The sequence below is a fragment of the Streptomyces sp. NPDC043867 genome (genome assembly GCF_056435845.1).
In genome coordinates, this window is record NZ_JBWKDS010000014.1 from 78,500 (window position 1) to 100,679 (window position 22,180).

19 protein-coding genes and 1 pseudogene are annotated in these 22,180 nt (G+C 72.7%); 12 read left to right on the forward strand and 8 right to left on the reverse strand.

All coding sequences use genetic code 11. The features are described from left to right. Nucleotides 1-17 precede the first annotated feature (17 nt). The 4 genes from AC069T_RS16275 to AC069T_RS16290 all read left to right on the forward strand — a co-directional run bounded on the left by AC069T_RS16275 (nucleotide 18) and on the right by AC069T_RS16290 (nucleotide 4,863). A complete protein-coding gene (locus AC069T_RS16275; RefSeq protein ID WP_478783372.1) occupies nucleotides 18-995 on the forward strand; it encodes a carbohydrate ABC transporter permease in 978 nt (325 codons plus the stop codon). Continuing rightward, complete coding sequence (locus AC069T_RS16280) at nucleotides 992-1,855, forward strand: carbohydrate ABC transporter permease (protein ID WP_478783373.1); 864 nt, start codon at nucleotides 992-994, stop codon at nucleotides 1,853-1,855. The genes AC069T_RS16275 and AC069T_RS16280 overlap by 4 nt, the downstream gene beginning before the upstream one ends. 90 nt (nucleotides 1,856-1,945) lie before the next feature. After that, nucleotides 1,946-2,974: a hydroxyacid dehydrogenase gene (locus AC069T_RS16285; protein ID WP_478783374.1), complete on the forward strand. Its 1,029-nt coding sequence runs from the start codon at nucleotides 1,946-1,948 to the stop codon at nucleotides 2,972-2,974. After that, the gene (locus AC069T_RS16290; RefSeq protein ID WP_478783375.1) at nucleotides 2,971-4,863 is read left to right on the forward strand and encodes a DUF2264 domain-containing protein; all 1,893 of its coding nucleotides are present in this window, start codon (nucleotides 2,971-2,973) and stop codon (nucleotides 4,861-4,863) included. Before AC069T_RS16285 ends, AC069T_RS16290 begins: the two co-directional genes overlap by 4 nt. A gap of 55 nt (nucleotides 4,864-4,918) precedes the next feature. Here AC069T_RS16290 and AC069T_RS16295 read toward each other — a convergent pair whose 3' ends face one another. After that, nucleotides 4,919-5,329 (reverse strand): Fur family transcriptional regulator, encoded by a 411-nt coding sequence (locus AC069T_RS16295; protein WP_478783376.1) that lies wholly within the window; start codon nucleotides 5,327-5,329, stop codon nucleotides 4,919-4,921. A gap of 226 nt (nucleotides 5,330-5,555) precedes the next feature. Between AC069T_RS16295 and katG the strand changes: the two genes are divergently transcribed. Continuing rightward, nucleotides 5,556-7,787: a catalase/peroxidase HPI gene (katG, locus tag AC069T_RS16300; protein WP_478783377.1), complete on the forward strand. Its 2,232-nt coding sequence runs from the start codon at nucleotides 5,556-5,558 to the stop codon at nucleotides 7,785-7,787. Nucleotides 7,788-7,929: 142 nt separating this feature from the next. Here katG and AC069T_RS16305 read toward each other — a convergent pair. Then, nucleotides 7,930-8,994 (reverse strand): annotated as a pseudogene (locus AC069T_RS16305) (NAD(+)/NADH kinase). 129 nt (nucleotides 8,995-9,123) lie between these two features. Here AC069T_RS16305 and AC069T_RS16310 point away from each other — a divergent pair. Then, a complete protein-coding gene (locus tag AC069T_RS16310) occupies nucleotides 9,124-9,801 on the forward strand; it encodes an AIM24 family protein (RefSeq protein ID WP_476751155.1) in 678 nt (225 codons plus the stop codon). 44 nt (nucleotides 9,802-9,845) lie between these two features. Here AC069T_RS16310 and AC069T_RS16315 read toward each other — a convergent pair whose 3' ends face one another. Together AC069T_RS16315 and AC069T_RS16320 are read right to left on the reverse strand one after the other, a co-directional pair. Next, nucleotides 9,846-10,952 (reverse strand): polyprenyl synthetase family protein, encoded by a 1,107-nt coding sequence (locus tag AC069T_RS16315; protein ID WP_478783456.1) that lies wholly within the window; start codon nucleotides 10,950-10,952, stop codon nucleotides 9,846-9,848. A 5-nt stretch (nucleotides 10,953-10,957) separates the two neighbouring features. Then, the gene (locus tag AC069T_RS16320) at nucleotides 10,958-12,244 is read right to left on the reverse strand and encodes a tetratricopeptide repeat protein (protein ID WP_478783378.1); all 1,287 of its coding nucleotides are present in this window, start codon (nucleotides 12,242-12,244) and stop codon (nucleotides 10,958-10,960) included. 325 nt (nucleotides 12,245-12,569) lie between these two features. Here AC069T_RS16320 and AC069T_RS16325 point away from each other — a divergent pair, with 325 nt between their 5' ends. Next, nucleotides 12,570-13,196: an alpha-ketoglutarate-dependent dioxygenase AlkB gene (locus tag AC069T_RS16325; RefSeq protein ID WP_478783379.1), complete on the forward strand. Its 627-nt coding sequence runs from the start codon at nucleotides 12,570-12,572 to the stop codon at nucleotides 13,194-13,196. 159 nt (nucleotides 13,197-13,355) lie between these two features. Here the strand turns inward: AC069T_RS16325 and AC069T_RS16330 are convergent, their stop codons facing one another. Further along, the gene (locus tag AC069T_RS16330) at nucleotides 13,356-14,561 is read right to left on the reverse strand and encodes an FAD-dependent monooxygenase (protein WP_478783380.1); all 1,206 of its coding nucleotides are present in this window, start codon (nucleotides 14,559-14,561) and stop codon (nucleotides 13,356-13,358) included. Nucleotides 14,562-14,839: 278 nt separating this feature from the next. Here AC069T_RS16330 and AC069T_RS16335 point away from each other — a divergent pair, with 278 nt between their 5' ends. The 3 genes from AC069T_RS16335 (at nucleotide 14,840) to melC2 (ending at nucleotide 16,892) form a co-directional block, all read left to right on the forward strand. Continuing rightward, complete coding sequence (locus AC069T_RS16335) at nucleotides 14,840-15,322, forward strand: cupin domain-containing protein (protein ID WP_478783381.1); 483 nt, start codon at nucleotides 14,840-14,842, stop codon at nucleotides 15,320-15,322. Nucleotides 15,323-15,661: 339 nt separating this feature from the next. After that, a complete protein-coding gene (melC1, locus tag AC069T_RS16340) occupies nucleotides 15,662-16,033 on the forward strand; it encodes an apotyrosinase chaperone MelC1 (RefSeq protein WP_478783382.1) in 372 nt (123 codons plus the stop codon). A gap of 34 nt (nucleotides 16,034-16,067) precedes the next feature. Then, nucleotides 16,068-16,892 (forward strand): tyrosinase MelC2, encoded by an 825-nt coding sequence (gene melC2 / locus AC069T_RS16345; RefSeq protein ID WP_478783383.1) that lies wholly within the window; start codon nucleotides 16,068-16,070, stop codon nucleotides 16,890-16,892. 139 nt (nucleotides 16,893-17,031) lie between these two features. Here the strand turns inward: melC2 and AC069T_RS16350 are convergent, their stop codons facing one another. The 3 genes from AC069T_RS16350 to AC069T_RS16360 form a co-directional block, all read right to left on the reverse strand. Then, a complete protein-coding gene (locus AC069T_RS16350; RefSeq protein WP_478783384.1) occupies nucleotides 17,032-17,751 on the reverse strand; it encodes a ribonuclease H family protein in 720 nt (239 codons plus the stop codon). Then, on the reverse strand, nucleotides 17,732-18,778 hold the full coding sequence (locus AC069T_RS16355; RefSeq protein ID WP_478783385.1) for an ArsR/SmtB family transcription factor: 1,047 nt from the start codon (nucleotides 18,776-18,778) through the stop codon (nucleotides 17,732-17,734). Before AC069T_RS16355 ends, AC069T_RS16350 begins: the two co-directional genes overlap by 20 nt. 300 nt (nucleotides 18,779-19,078) lie before the next feature. Continuing rightward, complete coding sequence (locus tag AC069T_RS16360; protein ID WP_478783386.1) at nucleotides 19,079-19,876, reverse strand: VOC family protein; 798 nt, start codon at nucleotides 19,874-19,876, stop codon at nucleotides 19,079-19,081. A gap of 151 nt (nucleotides 19,877-20,027) precedes the next feature. Here AC069T_RS16360 and AC069T_RS16365 point away from each other — a divergent pair, with 151 nt between their 5' ends. After that, on the forward strand, nucleotides 20,028-21,044 hold the full coding sequence (locus AC069T_RS16365) for a zinc-binding alcohol dehydrogenase family protein (RefSeq protein WP_478783457.1): 1,017 nt from the start codon (nucleotides 20,028-20,030) through the stop codon (nucleotides 21,042-21,044). Nucleotides 21,045-21,250: 206 nt separating this feature from the next. Further along, nucleotides 21,251-22,165 carry an SGNH hydrolase domain-containing protein gene (locus AC069T_RS16370; RefSeq protein ID WP_478783387.1) on the forward strand — a complete coding sequence of 305 codons (915 nt, stop codon included), beginning with the start codon at nucleotides 21,251-21,253 and terminating at the stop codon, nucleotides 22,163-22,165. Nucleotides 22,166-22,180 lie beyond the last annotated feature (15 nt).

Consider the following 22,180-nt stretch of genomic DNA (forward strand, 5'->3'; position numbering starts at 1 on the left):
TAAGGCAGGTGACCCCCATGACCACCACCGCACCCCCGGTCGGCGCGACGGCCCGCCGGGCGGGATCCGCGGCCGGGGCCACGCCCCGGGCCTCCGCGCGCCGCCGTGAACGCTTCGCGTGCGGCGTCCTGATGGCGCCCTTCTTCCTCCTCCTCACCACGGTCTTCCTGGTGCCGGTCGCCACCGCCGTGTGGCTCAGCTTCTTCGCCGACGACCAGCCGGGGCTCGGCTTCGGCCCCGAGCGCAGGATCTTCGTCGGCCTGCGCAGCTATGCAGCCGTGCTCTCCGACCCCACGTTCCTCGGCGGCCTCGGAGTCGTGGTGCTGTACTGCCTCGTCTACATCCCGCTGATGGTGACCGGCTCCCTCGCCCTCGCCCTGCTGCTCGACTCGGGAGTCGTACGCCTGCGGTCCTGGGCGCAGCTCGCACTGTTCCTGCCGCACGCGGTGCCGGGCATCATCGCCGCCCTCATCTGGCTGTACCTCTACACGCCCGGCATCAGCCCGGTCGTGGAACTGCTGGGGAGGGCCGACGTCACCGTCGACCTCCTCGGGGTGCACACCGTGCTGCCGGCCATCGTGAACATCGCCCTGTGGAGCAACCTCGGCTACAACATGGTGATCTTCTACGCCGCACTGCAGGCCGTCCCCCGCGAGGTCCTGGAGGCCGCGGTGATCGACGGGGCGGGGCCGGTCCGTACCGCCCTCGGGGTCAAGGCGCCGCTGGTCCGCTCCTCCGTCGTCATGGTCGCCATGTTCACCCTCATCTGGGCGCTCCAGCTGTTCACCGAGCCGATGCTGCTCAGCCAGTCCACTCCGATGATCAACTCCCGTTTCTCGCCCAGCATGTACATCTACGACGCGGCCTTCACCCGCAACAACTACGGCCTGGCCGCGGCCGCTTCGGTGATCCTGCTGGTCTTCACCATCGCCCTCTCCTACGGCGTGACCCGCCTGACGAACCGCGCCGGCGCCCGGCAGGAGGTTGCCCGATGAGCGCCGACTCCCCCACCGCCCTGCGCCCCCGCCTGCTCGGCCGCACCGCCGTCAACACCGTGGTCGGCATGGGGGTGCTGTACACCCTGCTGCCGGTGCTGTGGCTGGTGCTCGCCGCCTCGAAGAACCGTGACGCGCTGTTCGGCAGCGACGTGCTGTCGCCCGGCGACTTCTCCTTCGCGCGGAACCTGCGGGACCTGTTCGCCATGGACGGCGGCCTGTACGGCCGCTGGTACGCCAACAGCCTGCTGTACGCCGTGATCGGCGCCGCGGTCAGCGCGCTGATCGGCGTCGCGTGCGGCTACGCCTTCGACAAGTACCGTTTCCGGCACAAGGAGAAGATGTTCGGGCTGGTCCTCGCCGCCGTGATGGTGCCGCAGACCGTGCTCGCGCTGCCGCTGTACCTGATGGCGTCCGGCGCCGGGCTGGTCAACAGCTTCTGGGCGGTGTTCGTCCCGGCGCTGTTCAACCCCTTCGGTGTCTACCTGGGGCGGATCTTCAGTCAGGGCTACGTCCCGGACGAGGTCCTGGAGGCGGCCCGCGTGGACGGGGCGGGCGAACTCACCGCGTACGTGAGGGTGTCACTGCGGATGCTCGGTCCCGGTCTGGTCACCGTCTTCCTCTTCCAGCTCACGGCGATATGGAACAACTTCTTCCTGCCGATGGTCATGCTGTCCGACCAGGACCTCTATCCGGTCAGCCTCGGCCTGTACACCTGGAACAGCTCCGCGTCCGTCTCCCCGGAGTACTACCCCGTCGTCATCATGGGCTCGCTGCTGGCCGTACTGCCGCTCATCGCGGCCTTCGTGCTGCTCCAGCGGTTCTGGCGCTCGGGACTGACGGCGGGCGCGGCCAAATAGCCGCAACGGGACTTTTCCGGCGCGCAGTTCACCCGCCGGACCGGCGCGGCACGCACCTCACACAGGCAACGCACGCACAACGGGAGCACCATGCACACCTCCTCAGGCGGCCGTACCCTTCCGCGGACCGCTCTCGCCATGGGGCCGGACGCGGCGGCGGCCGTGTTCACCCCCGATGCCGTGGAGGCACTCGGGCGGGTCTGCGACCTCGAACCGCCGCCCGCCCTGCACGACTTCGGCACCGAGCGGGCCCGCGCCGTCCTGCGGGACGTGGAGGTCCTGGTCACCGGCTGGGGCTGTCCCGTCCTGGACGCGTCCGTACTGGACGGTGCCCCCCGGCTGCGGGCCGTGGTCCACTCCGCCGGGTCCGTGCGCCACCATGTCACCCGGGCCTGCTGGGACCGGGGCGTCGCGGTGTCCTCCGCCGCCGCGGCCAACGCCCTGCCCGTGGCGGAGTACACGGTGGCCATGATCCTCCTCACCGGCAAGCGCATCCTCGAACGCGCCCGGGACTACCGCGCGGCGCGCCACCGCGACGCCTGGCTCGACACCCCGCAGGACGTCGGCAACTTCCGCCGCACGGTGGGCATTCTGTCCGCCTCCCTGATCGGACGCCGGGTGATCGAACTGCTGCGTCCGCACGATCTGCGGGTGCTGCTGCACGACCCCTACGTCACCGCCGGGGAGGCCGCCGCGCTCGGTGTGGAGGCCGTGGAACTCGACGAGCTGTTCGCCCGATGCGACGTCGTCAGTGTCCACACCCCCCTGCTTCCCGCCACTCGGGGGCTGGTCGGCCGGCGGCTCATCGCGGCGATGCGGCCGGACGCCGTCCTCGTCAACACTTCCCGCGGCGCGGTGGTCGACCAGGGAGCCCTCACCGAGGCCGTCACGGGGGGCCGGATCCGGGCGGTCCTCGACGTCACCGATCCCGAGGTCCTGCCGCCGGACCACCCCCTGTGGGACTGCGACAACGCCCTGATCACCCCCCACCTCGCCGGATCCCAGGGCAACGAATGGGCGCGCCTGGCGGAGCTCGCCGTCGGCGAGGTCGCCCGGTGGTCCGCGGGAGACGGCTTCGCCCATCCCGTACGGCACGAAAGGCTGGCCTACCTCGCATGACCATGCCCGGACTTCCCGCCGACGACCGCGAGTCGAGTCCCGTCACCGGTTACTCCCGCGCCCACTGGGAGACGGCCGCCGACCTGCTGCTGCGCGCCGCCTGGCGCTGGGCCACCCCGCGCGGGGCCCTGCTCGGCCTGCCGGGCCGCCCGTCGGTCTCCGGTGTCCGCTCCGACGGCCTGGAGGGGTACGCGCGGACGTTCCTCGCCGCCGCCTTCCGCGTCGCGGGCGCCGCGGGCGGGGACCCGCACGGCTGGCTCGGCCGGTACGCCGAGGGGATCGCCGCGGGCACCCGCACCCCCGGCCGTGACGACGCCGAGTCGTGGCCGCTGATCCTGGACCACCATGTGCAGGGCCAGCCGATGGTGGAGTCCGCGTCGGTGGCGCTCGGACTGCGCCTGACCCGGCCGTGGCTGTGGGACCGGCTCGACGCGGACGTGCAGGACCGGGTCGAGGAGTGGCTGCGCGACGCCCTGCGGCACGTACCGGCGCCGAACAACTGGTACCTCTTCCCGTACACGGTGGCCGGGTTCCTGGAGTCGGTCGGCCGCGGTGACGCGCGGACGGCCCGCGTGCGGGAGCGGGCGCTCGGTCTTCTGGAGGGCTGGTACCGGGGCCAGGGCTGGTACGCCGACGGCGACGGCCGGGCCTTCGACCACTACAACGGCTGGGCCCTGCACCTGTATCCGGTGCTCGACGATCATCTCGCCGGGGCGGGGAGCACCGCGTACGGTGCCAGGCTGCGCGAGCATCTGGAGGGCTTCTCCCTGCTGTTCGGAGCCGACGGGGCGCCGGTGCACTTCGGCCGCTCGCTCACCTACCGTTTCGCGGCGGGTTCCGCGGTGGCGCTCGGCGCCGTCACGGGCCACACCCCGCTGACGCCCGGCACGTCCCGGAGGCTGATGAGCGGGGCCCTGCGGTACTTCCTGGACCGCGGCGCCGTGGACGAGAACGGCCTGCTCAGCGCGGGCTGGCACGGTCCGCACGCGGCGACGCTCCAGCGCTACTCGGGCCCCGCCTCCCCGTACTGGGCGTCCAAGGCCTTCGTCGGACTGCTCGCGCCCGCCGACCACCCGCTGTGGACGGCCCGTGAGGAGCCGGCGCCCAGCGAGCGGTCCGACCGGGTGCTGGCGCTGCCGGCGCCGGGACTCCTGGTGCAGAGCACGTGCTCGGACGGCATCGTCCGGCTGCACAACCACGGCAGCGACCATGTCCGCCCGCACGAGGGCGAGTCGGCGGCCGAGGACGATCCGCTCTACGGCCGGCAGGCGTACTCCACCCGTACCGGCCCGACGGCCGCCGGGAACGTCGCGGACAACCACCTGGGCCTGGTCGTCGGCGGGGCGCGCAGTGTGCGGCGCCGGATACACCCGCTGGGGGCGGGCGGCGGCAGCGGCTGGGGCTGGGCGGCCTCCTGGCACCGGCCGGTCTTCGCCGCCGGTCCGCCGATGGTTCCCGGACTGCGGGTGGAGAGCGTCACCGTGGTCCGCGGCCGTCACGAGCTGCGGGTGCACCGCGTCGTGGGCGCCCCGCCCGGCGCGGCCGTCGAGCAGACGGGCTGGGCGACCGGACCCGAGGAGCCGCTGGGTTCCGTGCTGCATCCCCTGCACGGCTGGAGCGGGCGGGACGAGGTGCGGGCGCCGCGGGGCACGGCCTTCACGGCGTGGGCCCGGGTGCCACGGCTCACGGCCGAGGCCGCGGGCACGGCGGTGTACGCGTGCCTGGCAATGCTCACCGACGAACCCGAACCCGCCTCTCCCGCCGCGGCGGTCGACGACGTGGTCGCGTGCGCGGACGGCGTCGAGGTGCGGTGGGCGGACGACGGCTCGTTGACACGGGTCGCCTTCGAACCGTTCGGCGTGGAACACCTCACGGACGGGTGCGGCTGAGCCGGCACGCCGTCGGCACGGCGTCCGCCGACGGCGGTTGTTCCCCTTCGCCGCATCAGGCGCAGGACGGGCACAGCCCGCGGTAGGTGACCGCGACCTCGGACACCGTGAAGCCGAACCGCTCCGCCTCCGGGAGGTCGGCCAGCGGGCTGCCGGTCGGGTGGACGTCGCGGATGGTGCCACAGCCCGAGCACACCAAGTGGTGGTGCGGGTGACGCGCGTTGGGGTCGTAGCGCTTGGCGCGGCCGTCGGTGGAGACCTCGACGACCTCACCGAGGGAGACCAGTTCTCCCAGGGCGTTGTAGACCGTGGCCCGGGAGATCTCGGGCAGCCGCCGGGCCGCGCGGGCGTGCACCTCGTCGGCCGTGAGGTGCACGTGGTCGCCGTCGAGGACCTCCGCAACGACACGCCGCTGGGAGGTCATCCGCCAGCCGCGCCCGCGCAGTCGCTCCAGCAGGTCGCTCATATCGGTCACCTCTTCGGGTTGGGTGGGATGTGCGGGTACGGAGGTGGACGTCCGGGTTCTGATTCTCTATGGATTTGGCATCCTTATTGACTTGGACTCTGTCCATTGTAGGATCAGTTCCGGCAATAGCCAAGGGACAGGAAGACCCAGTACGGGCCCCGTGCCTCAACTGTTCCGCCCCCCGCAGTTCTTGAGCACCGCGATCCGCCTGGTCGGAAGGATTCCCATGTCTGAGAATCACGATGCAATCGTCACGGACCCGAAGACGGAGGACGGCGGTGGCTGCCCGGTCGCACACGGGCGCGCCCCGCACCCGACCCAGGGCGGCGGAAACCGCCAGTGGTGGCCGGAGCGGCTCAACCTGAAGATCCTGGCCAAGAACCCCGCCGTGGCGAACCCCCTCGGTGAGGACTTCGACTACGCCGAGGCCTTCACGTCCCTCGACCTGGCGGCGGTGAAGCAGGACATCGCCGAGGTCCTCACGACCTCGCAGGACTGGTGGCCCGCGGACTTCGGCCACTACGGCCCGCTCATGGTCCGCATGGCGTGGCACAGCGCCGGCACCTACCGGATCAGTGACGGCCGCGGCGGCGCCGGGGCCGGCCAGCAGCGCTTCGCCCCGCTCAACAGCTGGCCGGACAACGTGAACCTCGACAAGGCCCGCCGTCTGCTGTGGCCGGTCAAGAAGAAGTACGGGCAGAGCCTGTCCTGGGCCGACCTCCTGATCCTCACCGGCAATGTCGCCCTGGAGACGATGGGCTTCGAGACCTTCGGCTTCGCCGGCGGACGCGCGGACGTCTGGGAGCCCGACGAGGACGTGTACTGGGGCCCCGAGACCACCTGGCTCGGCGACGAGCGCTACACCGGTGACCGCGAGCTGGAGAGCCCCCTCGGCGCGGTCCAGATGGGCCTCATCTACGTCAACCCGGAGGGCCCGAACGGCAACCCGGACCCGCTGGCCGCGGCCCGCGACATCCGCGAGACGTTCCGCCGGATGGCGATGAACGACGAGGAGACCGTCGCCCTGATCGCCGGCGGCCACACCTTCGGCAAGACCCACGGCGCGGGCCCGTCGGACCACGTCGGCGCCGACCCCGAGGCCGCCTCGATGGAGGAGCAGGGCTTCGGCTGGAACAACACCTTCGGCACCGGCAAGGGCGCCGACACGATCACCAGCGGTCTCGAGGTCACCTGGACCAGCGCGCCCACGCAGTGGAGCAACGGCTTCTTCCAGAACCTGTTCGGCTTCGAGTGGGAGCTGACGAAGAGCCCCGCCGGCGCGCACCAGTGGGTGGCGAAGGACGGGGCGGGCGCGGGCACCATCCCGCACGCCCACGACGCGTCGAAGCGCCTGGCTCCGACGATGCTGACGACCGACCTCGCGCTCCGCTTCGACCCGGCCTACGAGCAGATCTCGCGCCGCTTCCTCGAGAACCCCGACGAGTTCGCGGACGCCTTCGCCCGCGCCTGGTTCAAGCTGACCCACCGTGACATGGGCCCCGTCGTGCGCTACCTCGGCCCGGAGGTCCCGGACGAGGTGCTGTCGTGGCAGGACCCGCTGCCCGCCCTCACGCACGAACTCGTCGACGCCGCGGACGTCGCCGCCCTCAAGGAGCAGGTCCTCGGCTCCGGCCTGACCGTGTCCCAGCTCGTGTCCACCGCGTGGGCCTCGGCCTCGTCCTTCCGCGGCAGCGACAAGCGCGGCGGCGCCAACGGCGCGCGCATCCGCCTCCAGCCGCAGAACGGCTGGGAGGTCAACGACCCGGACCAGCTGGCGGGCGTGCTGCGGACCCTGGAGGGGATCCAGGAATCCTTCAACGCCGCCCAGGCGAGCGGCAAGCGGATCTCGCTCTCCGACCTGATCGTGCTCGCGGGCGCCGCGGCCGTCGAGCGCGCCGCCAAGGAGGCCGGCTTCGAGATCCAGGTCCCGTTCACGCCGGGCCGTGTGGACGCGTCGCAGGAGCAGACCGACGTCGAGTCGTTCGCCGCGCTCGAGCCGACGGCCGACGGGTTCCGCAACTACCTCGGCAAGGGCAGCCGGCTGCCGGCCGAGTTCCTGCTCGTCGACCGGGCGAACCTGCTGACCCTGAGCGCCCCGGAGCTGACCGTCCTGGTCGGCGGCCTCCGCGTCCTCGGCGCGAACCACCAGCAGTCGCAGCTCGGCGTCCTCACCGCCACCCCCGGCGTGCTGACGAACGACTTCTTCGTCAACCTGCTCGACCTGGGCACGACGTGGAAGGCGACCTCCGAGGACCAGACCGCCTTCGAGGGACGCGACACCGCCACGGGCGAGCTCAAGTGGGCCGGCAGCCGCGCCGACCTCGTCTTCGGCTCGAACTCCGAGCTCCGCGCCCTCGCGGAGGTCTACGCGAGCGACGACGCGAAGGAGAAGTTCGTGAAGGACTTCGTCGCGGCGTGGGACAAGGTCATGAACCTGGACCGGTTCGACCTCGTCTGAGCGCACACCTGACGTCCGGGCCGGCACGCACCATCGCCGGCCCGGACGTCTCTTTCCGGGCTCACCCGTCCGCCGGGCGCACCTGTCTTCCAGGCTCACCTGTCTTCCAGGCTCACCTGTCTTCCGGGCGCACCGGGTCCTCTCAGGCGGGCGGGGCGGGCCTGGGCGGCATGGCCAGGTGGGCGAGGTCCGGGGGCGGCGGGGAGGTCTGCGGCCACAGCGGGGCGGCGTCCCCGTCGGCGACGGCGGCCGGGGCGTCGGTGAGGTTCATCCGCTCACGCAGCCGGCCGTAGAAGTCGGTAGGTCCCAGCCGGACGGCCCACAGCCGCCGGGGAGACGCGTAGACGCCGATCCAGTCGCCCGGTTCGAGAACGCCGCGCACCTGGCCGTCGATGCTGACGGCGGCCTGCCCGGAACGTTCGAGCAGCCGCAGGGCGACGGGCTCGTCGGGCGCGGCCACGACCGACCGGTTGAAGGTCATGTGCGGGGCGACCGGGGTGAACACCAGGGCGTCCGCACGGGGAGAGACGACAGGACCGCCGGCGGCGAAGCTGTAGGCGGTCGACCCGGTGGGCGTGGCGACCAGGAGCGCGTCGGCGGAGTAGGACGCGAGGAGCCTCCCGGCGAGGTAGACGCCGGCGGACACCTGCCGGTCCCGTGACAGCTTCTCCAGGACGATGTCGTTCAGGGCGGTGATGTTCGGGGCGACCCCCCATTCGCCACCGGTCTCGCAGTCGGTGCGCACGCGGGGCGGCGGCAGGAGCGGGCCGCGGCCGTAGCGCATCAGTGCGGCCATGTCCGCCGGTACCTCCAGCGGGCGGGAGGCGCGCAGCGTGAGCAGCATGCGCTCCTCGACGGTCAGGCGGTCCTCGCGCACCGCGTCCAGCGCCGAGCGCACCGCCGTGGCCGAGACCTCCGTCAGGAATCCCACCCGGCCGAGGTCGATGCCGAGGACCAGCGCGTCGTTCTCGGCGGCCAGGCGGGCTCCGCGCAGGAAGGTGCCGTCACCGCCGAGGGTGACGACGAGGTCGGGGTTGCCGGCCGCCTCGTTCTCCGCGTGGGCGCTGTGCCGGCCGCCCTCGTGTCACACGTCGATGTCCGTGCACTGCACGGCGTGCTCGGCGCACCAGGCGCGGACACGGTCGGCGGCGTCCACGGCTTCCCGGCGGCCTCCGTGGACGACCCGGCCGATACGGCGAACTGTCATGTGTGCCTCCATGCCCAGCGTACGGAAGCTCCCGCGCGGCCGCCTCGGGAGCAGGACCCGAGCGGGCAGTTGGTCCCGAACGCTGAGCGATCTTGGCGGAACCGATGGCTCCGGGACAAGATGGCCCGCATGAAGGGTGACCTGTTTTCCAGTGACCACATGGTGCAGCCGGCCGTAGCGCCGGGCATGACCGTGCAGAACGCCAAATCCATCAAGTACGCCGTCAACGGTGAGATGTTCGCGCGGCAGGGGGCGATGATCGCCTGGCGTGGGGCGCTGCAGTTCGAGCGCAAGGGCCAGGGTGTGGGCGGCATGCTCAAGCGGGCGGTCACCGGTGAGGGGCTGGCGCTGATGTCGGTGCGCGGGCAGGGCGAGGCCTGGTTCGCGCACGAGGCGCAGAACTGCTTCATCGTGGACGTCGAGCCGGGCGACGTGTTCACGGTCAACGGGCGCAACGTGCTCTGCTTCGACGCCTCGTTGTCGTACGAGATAAAGACCGTGAAGGGCGCGGGCATCTCCGGCGGCGGCCTGTTCAACAGTGTCTTCACCGGGCAGGGCAGGCTGGGGCTGATCTGCGAGGGCAACCCGTTGGTCATCCCGGTGTCGCCGCAGCAGCCGGTGTACGTGGACACCGACGCGGTGGTCGGCTGGAGCGCGCATCTCACCACTTCGCTGCACCGGTCGCAGTCGTTCGGATCCATGATCCGGGGCGGCTCGGGCGAGGCGGTGCAGCTGAAGCTGGAGGGTGACGGGTTCGTCGTCGTGCGGCCCAGTGAGGTGACGCCGCAGAAGGCGCAGCAGCACTGATCCCGCGTGCCCCCGGCCCTCGGGCGCCGGGGGCACGGCGGACGTCAGAGCGTGCGGTCGGTGAGGGCGGACAGCAGGGTCCGCAACTCCGCGCGCGGGCGCGGCGCGAGCGGGGCCGACTCCAGGAGTGCGTCGGCCGCCGCGAGATGGCTCCGGGCCTCCGTCAGCGCCGCCGCGCGGCCACCGCACCGCTCGATCAGGAGTGCCGCCCGGTGTACGGCGGAGTCGTCGAGGGCGGTGGGCGAGGTGAGCAACCGGGCCAGTTCGGAGCGGCCCGGCGCGTTCAGGGCGGCGAGCACCGGAAAGGTCTTCTTCCCCTGCCGGAGGTCGCCGTGGACCGGCTTGCCGGTGACCGCGGGGTCGCCCCAGATGTCCAGCAGGTCGTCGACTATCTGGAAGGCCACGCCCAGGTGCCGGCCGGCGCGGTCGAGCGCCGTCACCGTTTCCCTGTGCGCTCCGGCGAGTTGGGCCCCCAGTGCCAGCGCGCAGCCGAGCAGGGCACCCGTCTTGCGTTCGGCCATGGTCTCGTACTCCCCCGTACTGACCGCCTCGGGCCCTTCCCAGGGGCGTCGGGCGAACAGCAGGTCGTCCGCCTGGCCGTGGACGAGGTCGCTCAGGGCGGCGGTCAGGTGCCGTACGGCCGCCGGTACGTGCGCGGACGGCGGCCCGGTGTCCCGCGGGTCCGCGGCCGAGGGGCCGGCCGGTGCGGGGGCGGCCGTCAGGGTCTCGACGGCCAGGGCGAAGAGGGCGTCGCCCGCCAGGACGGCCGGACCGGTGCCGTACGCCTGCCACACCGCGGGGCGGCCCCGGCGCATCGGATCTCCGTCCATGATGTCGTCGTGCAACAGCGAGAAGGTGTGCACGAGTTCGACGCAGACCGCGGCCGGGACGCCGGTCTCGGCCGGCGCTCCGGCCGCCTCGGCTCCGAGGACGGCCAGAGCCTGCCGTACTCCCTTGCCCGCGCGCGGGGCGGCGGCCGCACCGCCGCCCCCGGGGCGGCCCAGCGCGTAGCCCGCCATCTCGCCGATCCACGGGTGCAGAGTGCCGACCGCTGCCGCGAGCGCCGGGGCGACCAGTTCACGGCAGTGGCGCAGCAGATGCGAGGCGTCGGCGGGCGCCGTCCGCTTCCCCGCGTACGGGGGTGTCGTCAGGGCGGTCACCGGCGGGCCTCCGCCTCGGCGCGCGCGACGCTGTCCGTACCGCCTTCTGGACGGCGGTCCCCGTCCCCGCCGTCCCCGCCGTCCGCGAGGTCCGGGACGACGACGCCGGCCTCCGCTTCGTCTGTGTCGTCCGCCGGGGCGGGGACGCCGCCGCCGTCCGCCGGGGTGCGGACCGCGTCGCCGGCTCCGCGCCCGACGGGGACCGCGCCCGGCGCGCACCCGGTGCTTCCGGAGGGCGCCGTCCCGGCCAACGGCGGCTCGGTGAGCCCCAGTTCCGCGCGAGCTCGGTCGATCATCGTGCGGCCGTGCCGCAGGCCTATGTGCTCGAGTACGCGGGTCAGCTCGGCCAGGTCCGCGGCCGTGGCGGCGCGGTCGCGTCCCAGCCGGGCCCGGGACTTGACCAGGCCCAGCAGGGCCAGCGCCCGGCCGCGGGGTTCGCTCATGCCCTCGAACTCGGCGAGCGCCTGCGCGTAGACGTCCCGGGCCTCCGCGTGACGCCCTGCCCGGTAGAGGACGTTGCCGCGCATCTTGTGGTTGTAGGCGAGCGCGCTGACCAGGTTCATCTGTCGGCAGGAGAGCTCGGCCTCGGTGAGCAGTTCCAGCGCGCGGCGCGTGTCCCCGTCGCGCGCGGAGACGATGTCGGCCAGTCCGCGCAGCGCCCAGGCGTGGCCGCGCCGGTCCTCGGCGCCTGCGGCGATCTCAGCGGCTTCCGTGAACATCGCGTACGCGGTGTCCAGGGAGCCGGTGTTGCGGTGCATCTGGGCGATGCCTTCCAGGGCCCACACGGTGTGGCGGGCCTCGCCGCGCTTGCGGGCCTCGGCCAGGAGCTGCTCGTGCAGGGCGGTCACCGCCTCGTAGTCGCCCTGGATCCGTCCGGTCTCGGCCAGGCCGGCGAGGGAGTAGCCGCGGACCACCACGTCCCCGGCCGACCCGCCCAGGTCGGCGGCCAGCCGCAGCAGGCGCCGGGCGAGAGGGAACGCGCCGCGCTGCCGGGCCAGGGTGCCGCCGCTCCACAGCGCCCACGCCATGGCACCGGTGTCCCCGGCCTCGCGGGCGGTCCGGTAGCTCGCCTTCCACGCCCGGTCGGCGTCCGTCACCTGGCCGAGCCTGCGGTGCGCCTCGGCGACCGCCAGTCCGGAGCGTGCCGCCTCGCGCCGTGCTCCGGCGCGTTCGGCGGCGCGCAGCTGCTCGGTGCCCGCCGCCAGGACGTCGGTCAGTGAGGAGTTCACCGACAGGGTGGTCAGAGCGCCCTGGTACTCCGGGGCGAAGGCTTTGTCGTACATGCGTGCCTTTCGGTCTGCCGTCGGTGGGGTCCACCGGTGCCCGACGGCCGGTCTGGGACGTCACGGGACGGACAGCCGCGCACGGAACCAGCACCTCTCCTCGTACGCACACCGGCATGTCCCGCATCTATACACCATGCGTATACACCGAGCGTATAGTGACCCGGACATCCGCCCGGAACACCCCTGGTCCACCGTCGCGGGCCACCGGCCCGTTGCCGATCAAGACGGCGGCGACGCCCGCGGGGTTGCCTCGCGGAGGCGACTCTTCCGATCCGCTCGCCATATTGAACACATTTTCGAATAGCAAGGTATCCTGGCAGATATGTCCATGCACCTCCAGGGCTCACTGTTCGACCAGACCGACGACGTGGGCCTGAACTCCCTCAGCGGACTGCGCCGGACCGAGCTCGGCGGCGGGGCCTGGATCGATCTGCTGCCCGGCTGGCTCCGCGGCGCGGACGCGCTGTTCGAACAGCTCGCCGCCGACGTCCCCTGGCGCGCCGAGCGCCGGCAGATGTACGAGCAGGTCGTCGACGTACCCCGGCTGCTCTGCCACTACCGGGCCGGCGCCCCGCTCCCGCACCCCGTCCTCGACGAGGCACGCGACGCACTCGGCGCGCGGTACGCCACCGAACTGGGGGAGCCGTTCGCGACGGCAGGGCTCTGCTACTACCGCGACGGCCGTGACAGCGTGGCGTGGCACGGCGACCGCATCGGCCGGGGCGCGCGCGAGGACACCATGGTCGCCATCCTGTCGGTGGGCACGGCACGCGACCTGGCGCTGCGCCCCCGCGACGGCGGCGAGACCCTCCGCTACCCTCTCGGGCACGGCGATCTGATCGTGATGGGCGGCTCCTGCCAGCGCACGTGGGAACACGCCGTCCCCAAGACGGCGCGCGCCACCGGCCCCCGCATCAGCGTCCAGTTCCGCCCGCAGGGCGTGAACTAGGGCCTGTCGTTTGGATCACGCCGGCGTCGCGGGGTCTGGCACGCACGGGTCGGTCGGGACGAACCGTCGGTCACAGCCAGCCTGATCCAAACGACAGGCCCTAGGGCGCCCGTCGCGGAGGCAGACCCGCCCCCGGGACGGCCGGCCCCGTCGCCGCGGTCAGCGGCCGGAGCGGGCCTGCACCGTGCGTGCCAGCCGGGGTCCGAGCCAGCGCTTCAGGCGGCGCAGGGCCTCCGACTGCCCGGCCGCCCGGTCGAGCCGGTAGTAGAGCTGCGGCGGGACGTACGGGAGCAGCGGGGAGTGCCGCTGGCCCAGCAGAGCGAACATCTGCGCGGGCGGCAGGCCGATGTAGCGCGGCAGGTTCTCGTACCACTGGGCGCTGTGCCGGGCCGCGCTCTGGACCGGCAGGAGGGCGGACTTGCGCTCCCGTTCGTACCGGGCGAGGGCGGGCGGCAGGTCCGTGTGGGCGCCCAGGGCGTCGGCCAGGGACATCGCGTCCTCCAGGGCGAGGGTGGTGCCGGCGCCGATGGAGTAGTGGGTGGTGTGGGCGGCGTCGCCGAGCAGGACGAGGTTGTCGCGGTACCAGGTCCGGTTGGTCAGGGTGCGGAAGTTGAGCCACTGGGCGCTGCCGTCGGGCTGCGCCCGGCCGATCAGCCCGTGTCCGTCCAGCAGGTCGGCGAAGAGCTTCTCCAGCAGCGCCAGCCCGTCCGCCTCGCTCGCCCGGTCGAGACCGAGGCCGGTCCAGGTCTCCGGGGAGCACTCGACGACGCAGGTGCTGCGGTCCCCGCTGAACGCGTAGGCGTAGCACCAGATCCAGCCGTGCGCCGTCTCGACGAAGGCGAAGGTGAAGGCGTCGAAGACCTTGGAGGTGCCGAGCCAGATGTAGCGGTTGCGCCCGAGTGTGACGTCGCTGCCGAAGTGACCGGCGTGCCGGGTGCGCAGGCCGCTGTTGACGCCGTCCCCGGCGACCACCAGGTCGGCCTCCGGGACCGGGTCGCCTACTGCGATCTCGTGCTCGAACTCGATCCGCACTCCCAGTGACGAGGCCCGTCGGGCGAGGAGGTCGAGCAGCCGGTGCCGGCCGATGCCGAACCCCTCGTCGCCGTGGTGCACCGTCGTACGGTCGCCCACGTGGGCGACGCCGTCGCTCCAGCGCACCGATCCGTCGGCGACGGCGAGCGCCGACTCCGGGTCTCCCTCGCGCAGTCTCTCCAGCAGTCCGCCCCAGTAGGTCACACCCCAGCCGTACGTCGATCCGGCCGGGTTCCGCTCGTGGACGGTGATGTCGTGGGACGGGTCCTGGCGCTTCATCAGGATCGCGAAATACAGACTCGCGGGTCCGCCACCGACGCACGTGATCTTCACGCGCACTCCCCTTGTGGTTACGCAAATGCGGTCAATTGACCACGAAGAGTAGCAGCGCGAAGCCGTTGGCCCGGCGGCCGGCGAACGGGATCAGTCGCGCGAGTGCCCACTTTCCGGCACGGACGCCTCCGCCTGCCGCAGGTGCCCCCGCGCGCCCGCCCTCCACAGGCGCCTCGCCCGCCGCCGGCGCCTCCGCAGCTGCGCGCCCGGGCGTGCGATCGCGCCCTCGCCCGCAGCCCGCAGTCCGCAGCCCACAGCCCACAGCCGGAGGCATCACCATGCGCTCGCCCGCCGTCCCCGTCCTGGCCGCACTCGACGAACTGGCCCGCGGTGCCGCCGAACGGCTGGGCACCGTCTGGCGGCTGGACGCCCCGGAGTCGGATCTGGAGGTCGCGGCCGTCCGGTTCCCGCCGGGCGCGCCGGTCGAGTTCCCGGACGACTCGGAAGCACTCATGGTCGTGCTGGACGGCCAGGGGTACATGCAATCACCGGGCCGCCGGGAGGAGTTGACGGCACACACCGCCGCCTGGCTTCCCCGGGGCGCGGAAGTCCGCGCGCACGCGGGAGACACCGGCATGTACTGCCTCACGGTCCGGCCGTCCCGGTCCGGCCTCCCCGCCCCGCTCCCGAGGGCCGCCTCGGCGTCCGCGGGCGGTGAGCCCGCCTGCCTGCTCCAGCAGGTCTGCGCCGAGTGCGGGCGTATGGCGACGGAGAGCGACGCCCACTACTGCAACCGCTGCGGCACACCCCTGCCCGCCTGAGCCGACTCCGAGGCACGCAACGGCCGGCCGGACGGGCGCGGCGCTCCGCCGACCGGCCAGCCCGGACCACGTTTCCCGCCAGTCTGCGCGAGTGAGCCACGCCACTGCGCACCCCCCGCCTCCGCAAGATGACCGCAGCACGGGGCGCCATCGGGAGGAATTCCCCTTTCCGGTCTTCCCGGGCACCCGCCACAGCAAGATCATCTTCGTTCAAACTTGCACGACATTTGGTTAATTGTCCGGATCACGGCCAACCGGGTCGCAGCGATTTCTTCCGCTCTCCGACAGACCGATAAGCATGCCGGGTCAGCACAGAGAGCCGTCCCAGGAGGACTTCGCATGTCTGAACTCACCCGCCGCCGTGTCCTCGGCGCCGCGGCCGCCCTCGCCGCGGCGGCCGGATCACAGAGCGTCACCGCACCCACCGCGTCCGCAGCCGCCGGACACCCCACCGGACCGGAAGCGTTCGACGAGGTCTACCGGGGGCGCCGCATAGAGGGCCGCCCGACCGGCGGCGGACACCATCACGGCGCGGGATACGGGGTGTTCGTCGACGGGGTGGAACTGCACGTGATGCAGAACGCGGACGGCAGCTGGATCAGCGTCGTCAGCCACTACGACCCCGTGCCCACGCCGCGCGCCGCCGCCCGCGCCGCCGTCGTGGAACTCCAGGGGGCACCACTCGTCCCCCTCGGCCCCGCCGCCCACTGACCCGCACCTCGAGCAGACCGGAAAAGACCCGCACATGACCGTACGCAAGAACCAGGCCGTCCTGACCGCCGACGAGAAGCGGCGCTTCGTCGGCGCCGTCCTCCAGCTGAAGCGCAGTGGACGCTACGACGCGTTCGTCACGACCCACAACGCCTTCGTCCTCGGGGACACGGACAACGGCGAGCGGACGGGGCACCGTTCGCCGTCGTTCCTCCCCTGGCACCGCAGATTCCTTTTGGAGTTCGAGCGGGCGCTGCAGTCCGTCGACGCCGGCGTCGCGCTGCCGTACTGGGACTGGAGCACGGACCGCTCGCCCCGCTCCTCGCTGTGGGCTCCCGACTTCCTCGGCGGCACCGGCCGCAGCCTGGACGGCCGGGTGATGGACGGTCCCTTCGCCGCGTCCGCCGGCAACTGGCCGGTCAACATACGCGTGGACAGCCGCACTTACCTGCGGCGCGCCCTCGGCGGCGGCACGAGGGAACTGCCGACGCGGGCCGAGGTCGACTCGGTGCTCGCCATGGCGACGTACGACATGGCCCCGTGGAACAGTTCCGCCGACGGTTTCCGCAACCACCTCGAGGGCTGGCGGGGCGTCAACCTCCACAACCGGGTCCATGTCTGGGTCGGCGGCCAGATGGCCACCGGCGTCTCCCCCAACGACCCGGTCTTCTGGCTGCACCACGCCTACATCGACAAGCTGTGGGCCGACTGGCAGCGCCTGCACCCCGGTTCCGGCTATCTCCCCGCCGGCTCGACGCCGAACGTCGTCGACCTGAACGAGACGATGAAGCCGTGGAACGACGTGCGTCCGGCCGAACTGCTGGACCACACGGCGCACTACACCTTCGACACCGCCTGAACCCCGGGACCGCGTTCCCCGCGAGCGCCTGAACGGAACGAGGGGGTTCGCCACGGAGCAGGCCGGCGCGGCACCGTAGCCCGAGCCGCACCCCCACCGCGGCCGTCGGTGCCGACCCGACCTGGTGCGTACGACGTACTCAGGCGTCGGCCGCGGCCGTACGGCACTCCGGGTGACCCCAGCCCTGCGCGTTCTTCGTGATGGGCTCCCCCGCCGCGTAGGAGCGTCCGCAGACGCAGCGGCCGGGGAACTTCGCCTTGATCGTCCGCGCCGGACCGCCCGTACGGGAGCCCGTGGCACCCGTACGGGCGGACTTGCTCGCGGGGCGGCGGTGCGTGCCCGAGGCGGGTGTGTCCGGCGACGGGGGCGGCTGCGGGGACCCGAGGTCACTGCCCGCGGGTTCCTGGGCGATGGCCGCCTGGCTCGCGGCGCGGTCCGCGAAGTCGTTCAGGCGGTCGCCGTCCACCTGGTGCGCGGGCACGTAGCGGAACTCGACCGAGCGGCCGTCGAGCAGTTCGTCGATCCGGGCGACCAGTTCCTGGTTGGCGACGGGCTTGCCCGCGGCCGTCTTCCAGCCCTTGCGCTTCCAGCCGGGCAGCCAGGTCGTCACGGCCTTCATCGCGTACTGGGAGTCCATCCGGATCTCCAGCGGGACGTCCGGCGCAACCGCCGTCAACAGCCGTTCCAGCGCGGTGAGTTCGGCGACGTTGTTGGTGGCCGTGCCCAGCGGGCCGGCCTCCCAGCGGGCGGGGGTCTCCGTGTCGTCGGCGACCACCCAGGCCCAGCCGGCGGGTCCGGGGTTTCCCTTCGACGCCCCGTCACAGGCGGCCACAACGCGTTCAAGCATGCCCCCGATCATGCCACGGGCCGACACCCGCTCCGGGCCCGGGGCCGGTCGCTCCGCCGCCGCTCCCGATGATCAGTCGCTGCCCCAGCGGCGTCGCCGAGTGCAGGACGTACTTGCCGTCGCGGTGGCTGGCCACCAGTCCCCCGTCACGCAGCACACCGATCTGGTAGCTGACGCTCGGCAGGGAGATGCCCACGGCGAGGGCAACCTCGGAGCTGGTCCGGGCTTTCGGACCGGCCACCGCGCTCAGCACCGTGGCACGGGTCCGCCCGAGGAGCCGTTCGAGTCCGTCGTCCGCGGTGCGGGCGATGTCCAGGGGTGGCTTGGCGACGGGGTAGACGAGTACCGGCTCCAGTCCCGGGTCGGCGAGCGCGGTCGGCCGGCGCCAGCAGAAGTAGGACGGGACGAGGAGGAGTCCGCGTCCTTCCAGATGGAGGTCGCGCCGGACGGGGTAGTCCACTTCGAGCACCGGGGCGCGCCAGCGGGCGAGCGGGCGGAGGCCGTCCAGCAGTGCCTGGGTGCCGCCGTCGAGCAGGGTGCGCGTACGCAGTCCGACGTCGCTCGCGACCGCGGTGCGGATGTGCGGCCAGTACGGCTCCAGGAGAGTCCGGAAGGAGCGGCCCAGGGCGCCGGTCAGCAGGTGGAGGCCGTCCGAGCCGGGCCTGCCGAGGGTGTCCGCCCATTCGGGGACCGGGCGGGTCCCGGCCAGCAGGGACAGCTCGCGCGCGAGCCGGTCGCGGGGCGTCGCGCGCACCCGTTCGAGGCCCGCCGGAAGGCCTTCGCCGGTGACCGGCGGCGTGAGGAAGTCCGGGATGTATCCGGTGGCGGGAATCAGCTGCCGCACGGGGCGCAGGGCGCGTGCCGCGGTCGGGTCGACGGCGAGCCGGGCGCGCACCGACCGGCGCCAGTGACCGAATTCGAGTGGCCCTTGTCCGGTTTCCAGTCGGCAGATGCTGCACACCAGTTCCCAGAGCGGATCCGGCTGCCGGGCGAGGCGGACGTTCTGCAGGTCGTGCGGGGTGAAGTGAATGCGGAGCATGCGGTCTCTTCCACTCCCAGTCCCTGTGGGGGGTGAGCCGCCCACGAGCGGGCGCGGCTACCGGAAGAGACCAATAGGTACTCCGCATGGTTGCCGTGGCGAGATGAATCCGGACGCCTTTCGGAAAATGCCGCATTCCGTTCGTGCGTCAGGTGTGAAGTCACAGATCAGACCGGCGAGCGTGCGCACGGCCGGAAATTGCCGTGCACCGCTCCGACGGAATTCCGCATTCGGCGGAGTGGAATTCGCCGTCCGGTGGATTGTCCGGGCGGTACGGAGCCAGGTGCACGGGCCCGGCGTTCAGGAGACGTCGGTGAGTTCGGGCATCTCGCCCTGCGTCGTGCTGATGTCGATCACGGTGAAGGACGCGCCCTGGGGGTCGCTCAGCGCGGCGAAGCGGCCGAACGGACTGTCCATGGGCCCGAAGCGCAGTACTCCGCCGCGGTCGGTCGCCTTCGCCACCGCCGCGTCGCAGTCCTCGACGGTGAAGTACACGTTGATGTACGGGGGCACCTCCGGCGGGAAGTCGTCCGTCATCCGCATCCGGCCCAGCACCGGCCCCTCGCCCAGCCGGTAGATCCGGAAGTCCATGTGCTCGTCCGCCACCTGCTGGGCCCGGTAGGGGAAGACAGCCGGGAAGAACGCGTCCGACTTCTGCGGCTCGCGGGTGAACACCTCGGCCCAGCAGTACGCGCCCGGCACCGCGGTCGCCTCGAAGCCCTCGTGGACGCCGCCCTGCCACACGCCGAAGACGACCCCGCCCGGATCACGGGCCAGCACCATGGTGCCGAAGTCGCCGACCTGCATCGGCCCCATCACCACCTCGCCGCCGTTGTCACGGATCTTCTGCGCGGTGGCCGCGGCATCCGGCGAGGCGAGGTACAGGCACCAGGCGGACTGGCCGTCCTGGCCGGGCATCGGCGGCACGACGGCGGCCACCGCCTTGCCGTCCGCGTACGCCTGCGTGTAGTTGCCGTACTCGGTGGACGACTCGCCGAACGTCCAGCCGAGTACGTCACCGTAGAAACTCTTGGCCATCTCGACATCGCCGAACATCGCGTCGGCCCAGCACGGTGTTCCTTCGGGTTGCACGGCCATGACGTCGACCTTCTTCTCTTCGCCGGTTGGTTTCGTTCCTCACGCTAGCCAGCCCGGGCCAGTGCCGCGCGCCGAGCGCGGCGACCTGCACGAGACTGGGCACAGCACGGGAGATGCCAGGGGCGGTCGCCGACGGGACGGAACACGGATGATGCACGCGTGGGAGGTGGCCCGGCCCGGGCCGATCGAGCAGGAGCCGCTGCGCTTCGTCGAGAAACCGGTCCCGGTGCCCGGGGACGACGAACTCCTCGTACACGTCCGCGCCTGCGGGGTGTGCCGGACCGATTTGCATGTCAGCGAGGGCGACCTGCCGGTGCGCCGGCCCGGGGTGACACCGGGACACGAGGTGGTCGGCGTGGTGGCGGGGACCGGGTCGGCCGTGAGCGGGTTCGCGAAGGGCGACCGGGTCGGCGTGGCCTGGCTGCGCTCCACCGACGGCACCTGCGCGTACTGCGCCCGCGGGGCGGAGAACCTGTGCCCCGGTTCCACGTACACCGGGTGGGACGCCGACGGCGGCTACGCCGAGTACACGACCGTGCCGGCCGCCTTCGCCCACCGCCTGCCCCGGGACGTCGACGACGTCGCCCTCGCGCCGTTGCTGTGCGCGGGCATCATCGGCTACCGCGCGCTGCTGCGCGCGTCGCTCCCGCCGGGCGGACGTCTGGGGCTGTACGGCTTCGGGGGCAGCGCCCACCTGTGCGCGCAGGTGGCGCTCGCCCAGGGTGCCACCGTGCACGTCCTGACGCGTGACGCGGCCTCGCGGCGGCTCGCGCTCGAACTGGGCGCGGCCTCGGCGGGTGACATCTACGACGCTCCTCCGGAACCCCTGGACAGCGCGATCCTCTTCGCTCCGGCGGGGGACCTGGTCCCGGTCGCGCTGCGCGCGCTCGACCGCGGCGGTGTCCTCGCGGTGGCGGGGATCCATCTGAGCGACATCCCGCCGCTGCACTACGAGCAGGAGCTGTTCTACGAGAAGGAATTGCGCAGCGTCACGTCCAGCACACGCGCGGACGGGCGCGAGTTCCTCACCCTGGCCGCGCGGTACGGCGTCGAGGCCACCACGCACGCGTACCCGCTCTCGCGTGCGCAGGAGGCCCTTCAGGACCTCAAGGCCGGCCGCTTCGACGGAGCTGCCGTGCTGGTGAACGACCTGCCCGCCCGGCACTGACCGCGCGCGCCCGCCGGGCGGCGTCCCGGGGCGCCCGCTCGTCGGGGCGCCCGGTCATCAGGACGCCCGGTCGTCGGGGCGCCGGCCACCGCCGGTGCCACCGCGCCGGGCCGGGACCGGCGCGGTGGCCGACGTACGCCTTCCCCCTTCCCGGTGGCTGTGCTTGCCTGGGAGGCCCTTTCGGCGGGCGGGGCGGGAGTGTCCGGATGCGAAAGCCGTGGATCGCGGGGATGGTGCTGGCGGGGCTGTTGCTCGGGGCGTGCGGGGATCCCGCGTCGAGTCCGCGGGCGCCCGCTCCGGTGCCTGTCGAAGGCGGAACCGCGTCCCCCTCCCCGACCGTGCACCGGCGGGCCGCCGCCTCCCCCACCGGAGCGCCGGCGAAGGCGCCCACGGTGCTCTATCTCGGGGACTCGCTGGCCATGGAGAACCAGCGGGCGCTCGGCACGGCGCTCCGGGACGGGGTACGCGCCCGGTACACGAGCGCGCCCTACTCCGGCACCACCCTGTGCGACTACCTGGAGGGCACCTCGGAGAGGTCGCTGGTGCCGGCCGCCGACAAGGCCGCCGCGCTGGTGCGGTCGGTGCGGCCGGACTACGTGGTGCTCCAGTTCTGGGGCAACTCCTGGGGCTACACGCCCTGCATGGGCGGGATCACCTACGGCAAGGCGCGCGGCACGTACTTCTCGCGGTACGCGGCGGACGCGGACCGGCTCGCCGACCAGATCGCGGGGGCGGGCGGGTCACGGCGGCCGAGGATCGTGTGGGTACTGCAGGGACCGGACCCCGTCACCCCCGACCGGGTGAGGAAGGTCAACGCCCTCTACGAGCGGCGGGCCCGCGCCTCGCACGAGCTGGTCGCCGACGCCGGGAAGGCCGTCAGCCCGGTGTCCGCCCGCTACACGTGGGCCCAGTACCTGCCGTGCACCGCCTACGAGCGTGCGCACGCGGGGTACTGCACCCAGCCGGGAGCGGGCCGTACGGCACTGCACCGGGACGACGACCACCTGCACTTCTGTCTCGCGCCCACCACGTCCAGACCGAGGCCGTGCCCGGTCCGGTCGCCGGGGATCGTCCGGATGACGCGGGAGATCGCCCGGGTCGTCGCCGGCCACGTCCGCTGACAGGGCCGGGCGTCC

Bases quoted from the DNA above. Each gene is read 5' to 3' on its own strand.
- AC069T_RS16320 (WP_478783378.1), bottom strand. From the start codon at position 12,244: ATGTACGACAAAGCCTTCGCCCCGGAGTACCAGGGCGCTCTGACCACC.
- AC069T_RS16310 (WP_476751155.1), top strand. From the start codon at position 9,124: ATGAAGGGTGACCTGTTTTCCAGTGACCACATGGTGCAGCCGGCCGTA.
- melC1 (WP_478783382.1), top strand. From the start codon at position 15,662: ATGTCTGAACTCACCCGCCGCCGTGTCCTCGGCGCCGCGGCCGCCCTC.
- AC069T_RS16325 (WP_478783379.1), top strand. From the start codon at position 12,570: ATGTCCATGCACCTCCAGGGCTCACTGTTCGACCAGACCGACGACGTG.
- AC069T_RS16290 (WP_478783375.1), top strand. From the start codon at position 2,971: ATGACCATGCCCGGACTTCCCGCCGACGACCGCGAGTCGAGTCCCGTC.
- melC2 (WP_478783383.1), top strand. From the start codon at position 16,068: ATGACCGTACGCAAGAACCAGGCCGTCCTGACCGCCGACGAGAAGCGG.
- AC069T_RS16335 (WP_478783381.1), top strand. From the start codon at position 14,840: ATGCGCTCGCCCGCCGTCCCCGTCCTGGCCGCACTCGACGAACTGGCC.
- AC069T_RS16355 (WP_478783385.1), bottom strand. From the start codon at position 18,778: ATGCTCCGCATTCACTTCACCCCGCACGACCTGCAGAACGTCCGCCTC.
- AC069T_RS16285 (WP_478783374.1), top strand. From the start codon at position 1,946: ATGCACACCTCCTCAGGCGGCCGTACCCTTCCGCGGACCGCTCTCGCC.
- AC069T_RS16350 (WP_478783384.1), bottom strand. From the start codon at position 17,751: ATGATCGGGGGCATGCTTGAACGCGTTGTGGCCGCCTGTGACGGGGCG.
- AC069T_RS16370 (WP_478783387.1), top strand. From the start codon at position 21,251: ATGCGAAAGCCGTGGATCGCGGGGATGGTGCTGGCGGGGCTGTTGCTC.
- katG (WP_478783377.1), top strand. From the start codon at position 5,556: ATGTCTGAGAATCACGATGCAATCGTCACGGACCCGAAGACGGAGGAC.
- AC069T_RS16280 (WP_478783373.1), top strand. From the start codon at position 992: ATGAGCGCCGACTCCCCCACCGCCCTGCGCCCCCGCCTGCTCGGCCGC.
- AC069T_RS16295 (WP_478783376.1), bottom strand. From the start codon at position 5,329: ATGAGCGACCTGCTGGAGCGACTGCGCGGGCGCGGCTGGCGGATGACC.
- AC069T_RS16275 (WP_478783372.1), top strand. From the start codon at position 18: ATGACCACCACCGCACCCCCGGTCGGCGCGACGGCCCGCCGGGCGGGA.
- AC069T_RS16365 (WP_478783457.1), top strand. From the start codon at position 20,028: ATGCACGCGTGGGAGGTGGCCCGGCCCGGGCCGATCGAGCAGGAGCCG.
- AC069T_RS16360 (WP_478783386.1), bottom strand. From the start codon at position 19,876: ATGGCCGTGCAACCCGAAGGAACACCGTGCTGGGCCGACGCGATGTTC.